At 39.7% G+C, this 11,930-nt stretch carries 14 protein-coding genes; 1 reads left to right on the top strand and 13 read right to left on the bottom strand.

What is annotated here, in order from left to right; all coding sequences use genetic code 11:
• Position 1: 1 nt before the first annotated feature.
• Positions 2–880 (bottom strand): radical SAM protein, encoded by an 879-nt coding sequence (locus BUF11_RS01580; protein ID WP_073587052.1) that lies wholly within the window; start codon positions 878–880, stop codon positions 2–4.
• Between the two features lie 218 nt (positions 881–1,098).
• Between BUF11_RS01580 and BUF11_RS01575 the strand changes: the two genes are divergently transcribed.
• Positions 1,099–1,665 (top strand): TetR/AcrR family transcriptional regulator, encoded by a 567-nt coding sequence (locus BUF11_RS01575; RefSeq protein ID WP_073587051.1) that lies wholly within the window; start codon positions 1,099–1,101, stop codon positions 1,663–1,665.
• Between the two features lie 576 nt (positions 1,666–2,241).
• Here BUF11_RS01575 and BUF11_RS01565 read toward each other — a convergent pair.
• The 12 genes from BUF11_RS01565 to BUF11_RS01510 all read right to left on the bottom strand — a co-directional run bounded on the left by BUF11_RS01565 (position 2,242) and on the right by BUF11_RS01510 (position 11,919).
• Positions 2,242–2,838 (bottom strand): hypothetical protein, encoded by a 597-nt coding sequence (locus tag BUF11_RS01565; RefSeq protein WP_073587049.1) that lies wholly within the window; start codon positions 2,836–2,838, stop codon positions 2,242–2,244.
• Positions 2,838–3,107 carry a hypothetical protein gene (locus tag BUF11_RS01560; RefSeq protein WP_073587048.1) on the bottom strand — a complete coding sequence of 90 codons (270 nt, stop codon included), beginning with the start codon at positions 3,105–3,107 and terminating at the stop codon, positions 2,838–2,840. Before BUF11_RS01560 ends, BUF11_RS01565 begins: the two co-directional genes overlap by 1 nt.
• 18 nt (positions 3,108–3,125) lie before the next feature.
• On the bottom strand, positions 3,126–4,139 hold the full coding sequence (locus BUF11_RS01555; protein WP_073587047.1) for a hypothetical protein: 1,014 nt from the start codon (positions 4,137–4,139) through the stop codon (positions 3,126–3,128).
• Positions 4,136–5,761 (bottom strand): PD-(D/E)XK nuclease family protein, encoded by a 1,626-nt coding sequence (locus tag BUF11_RS01550; protein ID WP_073587046.1) that lies wholly within the window; start codon positions 5,759–5,761, stop codon positions 4,136–4,138. The genes BUF11_RS01555 and BUF11_RS01550 overlap by 4 nt, the downstream gene beginning before the upstream one ends.
• Before the next feature lie 13 nt (positions 5,762–5,774).
• Positions 5,775–6,185 (bottom strand): DUF6508 domain-containing protein, encoded by a 411-nt coding sequence (locus tag BUF11_RS01545; protein ID WP_073587045.1) that lies wholly within the window; start codon positions 6,183–6,185, stop codon positions 5,775–5,777.
• Entirely contained in the window at positions 6,178–6,867 is a 690-nt protein-coding gene (locus tag BUF11_RS01540; RefSeq protein ID WP_073587044.1) for a hypothetical protein, read from the bottom strand. The genes BUF11_RS01545 and BUF11_RS01540 overlap by 8 nt, the downstream gene beginning before the upstream one ends.
• A gap of 15 nt (positions 6,868–6,882) precedes the next feature.
• Positions 6,883–7,107, bottom strand: a complete 225-nt coding sequence (locus BUF11_RS01535; RefSeq protein ID WP_073587043.1) for a helix-turn-helix domain-containing protein — start codon at positions 7,105–7,107, stop codon at positions 6,883–6,885.
• Positions 7,108–7,244: 137 nt separating this feature from the next.
• On the bottom strand, positions 7,245–8,819 hold the full coding sequence (locus tag BUF11_RS01530; RefSeq protein ID WP_139243240.1) for a recombinase family protein: 1,575 nt from the start codon (positions 8,817–8,819) through the stop codon (positions 7,245–7,247).
• Positions 8,816–9,232, bottom strand: coding sequence for a serine integrase family protein (locus BUF11_RS01525; protein WP_073587042.1), 417 nt, complete (start codon positions 9,230–9,232; stop codon positions 8,816–8,818). Before BUF11_RS01525 ends, BUF11_RS01530 begins: the two co-directional genes overlap by 4 nt.
• 4 nt (positions 9,233–9,236) lie before the next feature.
• Positions 9,237–10,796, bottom strand: a complete 1,560-nt coding sequence (locus BUF11_RS01520) for a recombinase family protein (protein ID WP_073587041.1) — start codon at positions 10,794–10,796, stop codon at positions 9,237–9,239.
• 62 nt (positions 10,797–10,858) lie between these two features.
• Positions 10,859–11,074: an SHOCT domain-containing protein gene (locus BUF11_RS01515; RefSeq protein WP_073587040.1), complete on the bottom strand. Its 216-nt coding sequence runs from the start codon at positions 11,072–11,074 to the stop codon at positions 10,859–10,861.
• Between the two features lie 140 nt (positions 11,075–11,214).
• Positions 11,215–11,919 carry an N-acetylmuramoyl-L-alanine amidase gene (locus BUF11_RS01510; RefSeq protein WP_073587039.1) on the bottom strand — a complete coding sequence of 235 codons (705 nt, stop codon included), beginning with the start codon at positions 11,917–11,919 and terminating at the stop codon, positions 11,215–11,217.
• Positions 11,920–11,930 lie beyond the last annotated feature (11 nt).

The following is an 11,930-nucleotide window of genomic DNA, read 5'->3' as shown; positions in this document are numbered from 1 at the left end:
TTTATAATGATCTGACATTATTGCGATACTCTTTCAAATCCTCTTCTTTCGTGTTTATCAAAGCATTATTTAGAACAGCCAATATCTTTTCTTTATCTTTTGGTAAATTTCCCATAGCTGGTGTAGTCACGGAAACATGGACACCAGCAAAAAAAACGGGTATTTCAAGGCGTTTAACAAATTCAATTAATTCTACCAACCGTTCTTTTTCGCCAGCCTCTTCAAAATTTCCATTTTTAACATCATCGTTGAGTGGAGTATCTGGGAAAAGTGTTAACTGAGACATACCTACTATAATAGGATGCAGCTGATTAAAAAGTTCTGCTGTTTTAACAGCATGATCCAATCCATAACCTTTTCCACCAAGTCCGTTAATAATTGTGATGATATAAGTGATCTCCGCTTCGTCAAGCTTTTTGCATTGTTCAGCCGCCTCTTCCGCCCTATAGCCCTTGTTCATACGATCCAGCAGAACATTATCACCTGATTCCACACCTATGAATAGACCATCATACCCAAGCTTTCTTAGCTCCTTTAACTGTTCCACCGATTTATTTCTAAAATTTGTTATGCGAGCATATGAGCCGATGCTTTTACAGTTTGGTAAATGCTTTCTTATTTTTATCCCTATATCTCTCAACTTTTCGAAGTTTAAGACAAAGGGTTCAGCGCTTTGTAAAAATACTCGCTCTGCGCCAGGACTCTTTCTGCTAATCTCAAGTATATCTTCTTCAATTTCTGACATAGGAGACATTCTGAATGGAACCTTTTTATAGAAACTGCAAAACTTGCAGCTGTTGTGGGAACAGCCGGATGTTACCTCTAATAGAATAGAATCGCTTTCGTAGGGCGGTCTGTTTAATACCCCTGAATAATGCATAATAGCATCTCCTTTCCGATTTGTTATTTATTGATTAGGCGCAGGTCATCAAAACCCATGAAAAGCCGTTCTCCCACATGAATATATCATAGTTTTCGGACTTGTTATTATGGGATAAATATGATAAGATGGCGTTACAAATGTAACACCATCTTATCATGTCTACTTCGGCATAGCAATAGTATATAAACCGATGTGACAAAGGAGGCGAAACTGTAATGTCAAGAACAGCAAGTTCGAATAAACAGCTGCAATCACTGCATACTTCCAATCAATTGTCAAACCAAGTAGTAAAAGAAAGCATCGAAACAGCCTTCATTCTATTGCTTGAGAATAACAGGAATGAGCAGATAACTATATCTGATATAGTCCGGAAGGCCGGGGTATCGCGTATGGCCTACTATCGTAATTACAACAGCAAAGAAGAGATTCTGGACAGCTATATGAGAACAAATTGGAAGACGGTTCAAGAAGCTATCTCTCCCTATGCTGGTATGGATGATCCGCTTTCCTGTTGGACAACATTGTTTTCCACAATCCAGCAGTTTGTGAATTCTTATCTTGTGCTGCTAAATGCAGGTATGGGAGAAACGATTCTACGATTCATAGATGAACTGTTTGTTGAGTTAATTCCGAATGATAGCAATAGCGCTCCAGTTCTATCCCATTTCTGGAGCGGCGCCACATACAATGTACTGTCTGAATGGATCAGAACCGGAATGCAACAGCCCCCACATAAAATGGCCGAAATATTTTGTAGCATCTACAGTGACAGCCTTCGATAACGGTGACACTGTCTATATCACAAAACAACAAATGGAATGTAAATGCCAATTTTAGAATGACTCATATGAAAGCAATATATATTTCTATGATAAATAGACATTACAGCAGCAGAAATATGATACGGAAACCCTTTATTGAGAATTTCAAAAAAAGATGGCCGCAAAATGGCTAATTTTTTACAGAAACAAAGTGATGAGACAGAAAAATCCGTAAATGAAATTACCAAGCGAGCTACTGGACATTTTAGAAAAAACGATACTGCAATTACTGCTTCATTTGTGTTCCTTCACTCTCTATATAAAATGTGGTGGCACATTAATATTCTACTAAAAGAAAAGACGTGAAAGTATCCTCTCACGTCAAAACATGTTTCCGTCTGAAGTTCTATACCCCCCTATTCATCAAGCATTTCGGCGTTGCAACAGGATTATGGTCTCCACATGGCCCGAGTTTGGTCAACTGATGTCAGATGGCAGGTTTTCAATCTTACGTAAGTGGGAACATGTCAACGGCTTTTTTAGCGTTTTCGAGGTATGCGGGAACATATCAACGGTTTTACTGTTCGTGGGAACATATCAATCAGAATATGGATTCATAACATAGTCCGCAGGATATGCCTCGATATAGTCCTCAAGTGGTGGAAAGTGTGAAAGCACATTTTCTACAAAATTATAAAGATGATCAATATCATCCAAAAATTCCTGTGCAGTTCCAATATCTCTATATCTGAACGAATGAATTGCATTCCTTTTATGCTGAACAGAATCAACCCAAGCGTATACCGGTGAATTTACATCATCCCATAGCTTCCCACTACTAAAATCTTTAAGATTATCGAATGAGGCTTTTTCCGGCTCTATCATTTTACCTTTATTATTTGTAATCGGGCTCTTACAATAATCTTCATAATAAACACAGTAAAAAAATTTAAGCCACGACTCAACGACTGCACCAAGATTTGCACGTGCAAGAATCAGCTCACCTGCGGTCATTGCGAGTCCTTTATCAATCCAAATTTTCAATGTTTTTGTCAATTCGCTTTGCCATTCGAGCATAGCATCGTCCAGCTTATCTGCTGACGAATCCGGTGCAATCCCACGAGCTTCTTTCCATATGAGAGCCGCATTATTTGTAAGTATAACCAACACATTATAACGATCTCTTTTAGCCATTATTTTTCCTCGAGGAGCATTTCTTTGTTTTCATCAAAACGCCCTATAGCATCCAATGCCTTAATTCCATCTGGTGTCATGGTACCATCATCATTATCCGCGCTTGTCTCCACACAAAAGTGTGCCACTCCACATCCTTTACGGAACAACCACATTATATTCCACTTTCTCTTATTTCTTTCTTCCTGAGTAATAATTGCATAAAACTCCTCTCCATCCATCGGGGATAGAGGAATCGTTGTAGCAACAGGAACTTTTGAATTAGCCATCTTATATCCTCCCATCTATTAACTCCATGTCTTTGTTTTAAGCAACTCTGCTATTCCCTGAGTTTCAGGCAGATGCTCTGTCTCTAAAATTTGTGATAAGTCAAATATTCGTGTACCCATTGGTGCTCGAGGTGTTATCTTACTAAAATCCGTCTCATAGAATTTTTCCACAAAGAAATACCGGTGCTTAATCGTTCTTAAATCATAGCCATGTTCATCACCGTCTGCGATAGCCTTGATAATTTTTTCTTTTCTTTGATCAGTCAAATCCCCAAATTCAGCTTCATATTGCATACCATTTTCGGTTTCAACTGCGGTAATCCGAGCACAGACTTTACCCACTGCACGTACACTCTTATTCTTATATAAACTCAAATAATCATGTGCTCTAAAACCACGCTCAGCATTATCGTAGTAGATGTCTTCTCTAATATTGAAATCAAGTGTTGTACCTGCAAGCTGCATTCTCATGTATTTCCATGAATCAGATACCGCTATAAGACCATCGTTATAGCAATAATTTAAGTAGTCATCTAGTACTTCTTGCATATCATAATCCTTATCATCGATAACCTCTTGAATCGCATTTGCTATGCCTTCAAAGGTAGTGTTTATGTGGATGACCGGATGGTCTTGTGTAGCATTATATTCTTTGAGTTGCTTTTCAAATATCTCTTTTTTGTCTTCTACCATCAGTTCTGGTGCCAGCGTAATCATTACCTTATACTTTTCACCACTAAAGGAATTCAGATGCCTCATAAGCTGATCAGAATAAAACCAGTCGGACATCTTTGTCTCAACTACAATCTTGAAGCTCTCTTGAGTAATGGTTGCGTCAGGGATACTATCAACACTTTTCTCTTGTAAGTTAAATGCGATTTCCGGTTCAAAGGAATCAGAGAAGAATTCCGATTTTAGAAACCGAAAGAACTTATCAGAAGAATATTGATATAAACGAGACAACAACAGCATTGTATTAGCTGTAGCAACATTTTCTTTCTCATGGTATCTTTGGAAATAATGTATCTTCATAATTGTTGGCCTCCATACCCCTTTTTCGTATTGCAAATAGTATTTTGAAATCTTCTTTGCATTTCTTCCTCTAAATCATTATCGTAATCCTTAGTGTGCTTATACATTGCATTAATAAAATCATCAAAGTAAGGCACACCATCATACAGGCTTCTTTTTTCAATAAAGAAATTATAGATTTCTCTGTAATAAATAATAGTGTACTTTTCACCGCACGAAAACTTACTTAGGTCAATGCGATTGTAATTCGGTGAAAAAATAAAGCAGCTCGGAGTTTTCTTACGATATTCATCATCAGATGTAACAAATTGATAGTATTTTTTTAGCTGGGACTGTACTTGGTCGCTGTAGATATCATGTCGGTCATCAATACCGTTGATGCTTGATTTAATTTTATTTTCTATTACAACGGCATTATTTTTGTCAGAAATAAGTAGGTCAATGTTCCTCTTTTCTCTCTCAATAGTAAAATCTGTTTGTACCTCGATATGTAGAACCTCTCTTGCAAAACGAGAAAAAGCTTCTCTATTTATATCAAAAAAGTAAGCAAACATATTTGAAAAAGCGAGTTCATTGTCTTCCTGTCTGATTATTTTTAGGAAATTGAAATATGGATCTTTTTGAAGTTCCGGCAATTCAGAAATTGCTTGTGTCGTATTAGCATCTTCCCATAACTCTCTGTTCTCAATTATCTGATTCAAATCATCGAAAGAATCCGGCTTTTCATTTTCGTTGTAGAATTCCCTTAATGTTTGTTTGCCAAATCCTTTATTAGTACGAATGAAAAAAGTGTTGTTACCACTTACAGATGCATCGTCTGTAATATATATCTGATTTTTAGGCTTGATAACTTTATCTGCAACAAAGGTAGTATAAGCATTCTTTTCTTCCTGAAGACTTCCGTGATACAAGTTTTCATTAAATAAATCTACAAGACTTATTCCGCCATAGGTCAGCCCTAATGCAACTTGACCTTTATATCTCTCTTCTCGTGGAAGTTTGCTGTCTGCAAAATCAAGAATCGTAACACCCTCCGCCTTGGCCAGTACTTTATATGTTTTCGAGGCAAATTTTCGTACCAACAGAACAGTTATTCTATTTTCTCCATGAGATAATTCTATTGTTCCTTGTGAATTGAGATAAATATAGTTTTTCCCATCATCTGCCTTATAGAGATTTATGATTTCATGTCCTATATTATCGCCCTCTGACAAATATGCTCCAACATACATTTTGTTAATTATTATTTCACGGCTCATATGTGTTGGGTTTACTTTTGCTGTGCTTTGTCGTTTATATTCAACAGGAGGGACGGTTTCATCCGATGACAGAAACAAGCGAAATCTTCTGATATGTGACAAATACCCACTAACAAGTGAATTGACATTACCGGTCGAGTTCTCAGAAAGAGCTTTTATTAATGCGCTCTTTGCTTCAGTCTCAAAATCAGTAGCGTTCACCGCATTCCAGAACAGATCTTTGCTTCCTTTCCTCCAAAGGTAGAAGGTGTCCACATAAGCAGTATTAATTGTTGCTGTTGAAATGTTCTGGCTATGTAGGAAGTTCTTATATAAAGCACGTAGCTCATCATACGATAGAGCTTTCATTTTGTTAATATCCAAAGTCAAACCTCCCTTACTCAATACTGCTTAATCTTTCAAGCCACTTCAATATGCAGCCACTCTTAAAGAAATCTAATAATGCACCATCGCAAAAACGCTCGGCTCTAACAGCACCCATAATGAGCGCAAGCACACACTGTGCATTCAAATTTGAAACGTCAGCATTCTTCATCGATTCCGTACCCCATTCAAGGCCGTTATCTTTGAGAATATCTCCATAACGGGTAAGCTCCATATCTTTGTTACCTTCTTCAAAGGTGTAAACATCGTCGATGAAGTTATTTACCATTTCGGAATAACCCACAAAAGGCATCTGCATCGGATGTTCCGGTGTACCATCGTTTTCTTTATCAATAACCCATTCACCAAAACTATCTGCCTGGATCATGGGAATGTATTTCACTAAAATATCAAATCTACTCATCCTCGTCCTCCTCGTCCTCCTCAGTTTCATTAATGCCAAATAACGTCTGGAACTTATCGAAGTTATACGGGTATGAGTTATCACCATCAAACATTACCGGTTTATGTCCATTGTTATATTCAAATTCCAGCTCCCACTGCGTACCATCACACACTGTGTATCCGAAGCGCTTAGTTGAATATCTTCTGCGCCATTCACCGATGTGAAGTTCCTTAAGTGCGGCTATAAAAGTATCCTTTGTAAATGGCTCCTTGTAATTATCATCCACCAATGAGAGTGGTTCTTCGTCTTCCCATAATTTTGTATAGGCTTTTAATCCATCTGATAGTTCTACAACATAATTACGGTAGCCACCAAAGAAACCGCCGATGCTAAAGGTTATCTTGCTGATGGCATCCATATTGGCATCAAAGTCAGCAACCTTTTCTTCTGACTTTGATATGGTATAAGTTCCACCAGCTTCAGCATAGGCTTGCTTGGCTCTTTCCAAATATTCACGAGTCCAGTGAAGGCGCGTATCTTCACTCGGATGCATAATAAGTTTTACGCCATAGTCGGGGCTTTCCATTGTATTTTTAAGACGACCTATTTCTTGCTTAAGCCCACGTATAACGGTCAGAATCTGCTCTTTATTTTTTCCTTTAAGATACTCTTCGTAGTATCCTTCCGGGCTAATCATCATGTTAGGCCGCCTCCTTTACTCATTTCCTGTCTTTATTTCATTGCCATCGGGCAGAATGAAAGTCTGCTCAAACTTAACATTCATCACATCTGCTATGGCCTTAAGTTCTTCTAATGTAATAGTCTCACGCTTTAGCTTCTTTCCGAAGTTCTGTGGGGACTGGCCTAACCGCCTAGCCAATTCGGAAATGCTCATGTTCATTTGTTCACAAAGCTGTCGTACCATGTCCGAAGTTTTCATTATAATTCCTCCAAACCTCAATAGGAACATTGTAAACCATTTGGTTTCAATTTACAATATTTACACATTAATTGTTTTATAAACAACGAAACCCGCAACTCTGACACAAGAGCTGCGGGTAATTTAGCATTGCTTAGTTATTCGTCAATTTGAATTTCAATTCCGGACTTAAATTCAACTATGATGTGGTCGTCGTAAACCGTTATCTTTTCCAAGAGAGTCCTCACATAGTCTTCTTCATATTCCGTTAGCTCACAAGGCAGGTCGTTAAGGAAACGCATCAACTCATCAATTCGCTTTTTCAGATCCTGTCGGGATGCCTGCTCGTTTTGAAGGGACTGCTTCTCATCGCGCAGCCTCCTAATCTCCAGACCAAGCTCATCACCGGTATTCTTAGAATTAACCGTTGCCATTAGCTCCTGCTGCATTGACTTCATCTGTTCATCAATCGCTGCAATCTGATTTGAGGTGACTTCCTCAAGGCTACTCTCGATATTCTCTCGTAAAAGTGGTAGGATTGCTTCCTTTTCACGGAACGCTTCGTTTATAGCTTTGATAACTACCTCCTGAAGCAATTTCTCGTGAACAGTTCTTGCCGGGCAATCAGGGCCGTCTTTTTCAACCCTGCTGACACAGCGCCAAACGGTGGACTTACACCCGCGATTGTTCCATTTAATTCTGCGGAAGATGTCGCCACAGTATGCGCAGAAAACTATTCCAGATAAAGCGTAACGGCCACTATAGATTCGTTTGCGCTTTGTGGCGCCTTTGGTAAGATTGGCGCGTCTTGCGATTTCCTCCTGTACCTTTAGGAATATATCCTTTGGAATAATAGCTTCATGGCTGTCCTCTACATAATATTTAGGAACCTGCCCCTTATTAGCTTCACGCTTCTTTTCAAGAATATCCACAGTATAAGTTTTCTGAAGCAAAGCGTCTCCGATGTACTTCTCGTTTGTAAGTATCTGCTTTATATTGCTTTCATGCCATTTTTCATTACCAGCACCGTTTAGAATCCCGTCGGCTTCAAGCGATCTTTTTATCTGTAAGAAGCTCTTACCGGAAAGGTACTCTCTATAAATGCGCTTCACGACTTCAGCTTGCTCTGGATCAATGATGAGGTGCCCCTCTTCATCCTTGGTATATCCCAAGAACCAGTTGTGATTGACCTGAACTTTTCCTTGTTGGTACCGGAACTGCAGGCCCAGACGAACGTTAGCCGACAATGACTCACTTTCTTGCTGTGCGAGAGAAGCCATAATTGTCATGAGCACCTCACCCTTAGCATCGAGAGTGTTGATATTTTCTTTCTCGAAGTAGATGCCAATGTTCTTATTCTTAAGAGCTCTGGTATAATTCAGACAATCGACCGTATTCCTTGCAAAGCGGCTGATGGACTTGGTAATAACCATATCTATCTTGCCGTCGTTACAGTCATTAATCATGCGCTGGAACTCATCGCGCTTCTTCGTATTCATTCCAGAGATGCCATCATCTGCATAAACTCCGGCTAGTACCCAGTCCGGATGACTTTCAATGTATGAGGTATAATGCTGTATCTGGGCGTCGTAGCTAGTTTCTTGTTCATCGCTGTCGGTACTGACTCGGCAGTACGCTGCGACTCTGGTTTTCTGCTTTTTGTCGGTTGCTTTTTGCGTCCCGATGGTTTTCTTTGCCGGAATAACCGTTACGTTACTTGCTAAGGAGATCATCCTTCCACCTCACTTTCAATCAGACTGTAAATGTACTCTGCCTGCTTAAATGGATCGATGAATATCTTTCCTGCTTTCGGCATTGTAAATTTAGTAGCTGGCTTACATTCCTCTACCGGCTTATCCGCAAATACTCTACCAAGCCTTCTCTGGCGTTTGATGCGTTCGGCTTCTGCTCTATCAAAAGTCTCCTGATCGATGATCGCCGGATAGTACTTATCACCAAGGTAGCGTTTATTCTGTAGCATTTTCTTTACACCTGGATGTAGAAGCTTAAGCCCAGCAGCCTCTGCTGCAGCAACATAGGCGAGGCCGGAGAGATAACCTTTGTAAATCATCCTAACCTGCTCCGCTTGAACTTCATCTATGACCGCTTTGCCTTTTTCAATTTTGTATCCATATGGAATCGGCATAATCTCACAACCTTTCTCTTAGTGTTAATCCACACTTTAATACAAAACCTATTTCATATCTTTTGAAAACGATAATGTAATCCACATGCTCCTCAAATGCGTCAGCATCAAATTCAGTAAAAATCCTTGCGCTGTTGACGTACTTAATAAGTTTATTCAAAGCTTCAACATGCTCGTACTCATGATTCACGGAAGCATATAATGCTTCTTTTTCATCACTTAAACTTTTAGCCTCAGCAAGAAGACCTGAATTCTGATCGTTGAAAACGGCTGGCTCCAAATATTCCTTCGTAAATAAATTCATAAGCTGCTGCCTCTTGTTGAAATTGGCTTCAAGAGCCGCTTCCAGCTTATTAATTCGGGCAATTGCTGCCTCCTGGTTAATTGCTTTAAGACTTGCAAGTAGCGGCTGCAACAACACCTTCTTAGTAAATGCCAACTTATTAATCATGTTTAAAAAAGCCACTTCAAAGCTTTTTTCACGTATAAACTGCATGCTGCATTGGTCTTTTTTCTTAAGATGTGTGTTGCAAGCATAAGCGTAATATTTTACTTTCGATTCGCTATGAGTTCTCCTTTTCCATGTAGCACCACATTCGCCGCAAACAATTTTTCCAGAAAAAGGATAGCGGTTTTGATACTTTGCATCTCCTTGCTGGATTTTCATGTCTTTGGAGCGCTGGTCAATCATTGTCTGCGCCGCTTCAAAATCCTCAACACTTATTATCGCTTCGTGATGCTCAGTAACGTAGTACTGCGCCTTCTCACCATTATTGATATGCCTAACGAAAGTCTCATCGGTAAATGTTTTTTGAAAAAGCACATCACCTTTGTATTTTTCATTTCGAAGGATTGCATTTACTGTGCCCGGTGTCCATTCTCTTTTTCGCCTGGTTGGGATTCTTTTATCATTAAGATCTCTAGCGATTACATGACCACCTTTACCAGCTAAACATTCTGCAAAAATGTACCTTACTACATCAACCTCATCTTCATTGATCACCATCAAGCCATCTTCGTTTTTGTACCCGTAAGGCGGAGAGGCAACAATGTATGTTCCGTTTTGAAATCTCTTCTCAATGGACCATTTTTCATTCTCCGAAAAGGAAATAGACTCACTTTCTGCCAAGCTGCTAAAAATTGTAAGTAGCAACTCATTCTCCATATCGCCGGTGTTGATATTTTCTTTCTCAAAGTAAATGAACACCTTAAGCTTTATAAGCTTTCTAACCGCTTCAAGGCACTCTGTGGTATTTCTTGCAAAGCGGCTGATGGATTTTATAATAATAAAGTCAATCTTCCCAGCTTCACAATCATCAAGCATTTTGATAAGTCCATCACGCTTGGCCATGCTTGTACCTGATACGCCTTCATCGTAGTAAAGTCCAACATACTCCCAGTTGGGATTGCTCTTAATGCAAGTCTCATAGTGACTTCTTTGAGCTTCCAAACTGACGAGTTGTTCGCGGCTATCTGTTGAAACACGAGCATAGGCAGCAACACGCAGTTTTTTAGGTGCCTTCTGCAGCTTCTCATTTGCTTCAATCTTTGTTATCCGTTTCATTGTCTCAACCTCCTTTCTCGCAGTACTATACATCACTCTAAAAGTCTTACTTATCAAGTCTTTTAGGACATAATCTCTGCTAAAAATGGAGAGAACGTTTCACGGTTTTTGACCATGATCTTGTCAAATTCACTCTGGCTAATAAGCCCCTTTTCTAAGAGCTTCTTTGTAAGTTTTTCTGCCACCAAATAATCGTGCTCGTTCTTAAGGGAAGCCTCTGTAGGCTTTTCCGCTACATACTTTATGGAATCAACGGCTTCTAATTTTGTTAATTTCATTTTCTCGACCTCTTTCCGAGGGAACATATCAATCAATACCCTCTAACAGTCCCAGGACAGAAATCAGCCGAATGAACGAAAAAAGCAAAAAAATAATGCCTACCGAAAGACGAATCTCTCGATAGGCATTAAATTAATTGTTATTCGCTGTATTTAATAAAGGCATCGGTGAAGCCAGCTGCTTTGACCTTGCTGAGCATGGTCTCTGCGTTTGCCTTAATAGAAAAGGCTCCAATCTGGACGCGGTAGTATTTCTTGGGTGCAGCCGTCTCGACCGGATCAGCAGAGGCAAGACCGGATTTTACATCGGAGCGGAAGGTATCCATCGACTTTCCATGTTTAGGAAACCAATGCATTACATCACCATGATTGCTGGCGATGCCTTGCTTATATCCTTCGCTATGGCAAATAATATCTTTTTCAGTTAGACCAAACTCCTTACATAGATAGACACAAAGTTCAACGGCCTCCCGGTACACCTTGTTGAAATAGGTGCTGTCCGAAAGACCATCCTCGCAAATCTCAAAGCCAATATGTGTGTCGTTTGCTTTTCCTCCGGCGTGCCAGCCTCGGTGGTTCCATGGCAAAGTCTGATATGTGGCGATTGTTCCATCTGCCAGCTTACCGATGAAGGCATGAACGCATACCTGACGACCGCCGGGCTTTTCTTGATTCCAATGATTGTTGTATTGGTTCTTTCCGAGCAAGCCGTCATCCGGGCCAACATAGCGCTTCAACCATGGGTTATCTGCCCCGGTAGAGTGTACCATGATGCCTTTGGGAATTATTGTTTTGCCTGCTTTAAAGCAGGCATTATTCGTAAGTATTAACTTGCGTAAATTCATTAAAATCACCT

This window comes from Anaerocolumna xylanovorans DSM 12503 (assembly GCF_900143645.1).
In the GTDB taxonomy this organism is placed as follows: domain Bacteria; phylum Bacillota; class Clostridia; order Lachnospirales; family Lachnospiraceae; genus Anaerocolumna; species Anaerocolumna xylanovorans.
The sequence above is the reverse complement of the archived record's forward strand: the minus strand, read 5'-3'. Positions and strand labels throughout refer to the sequence as shown.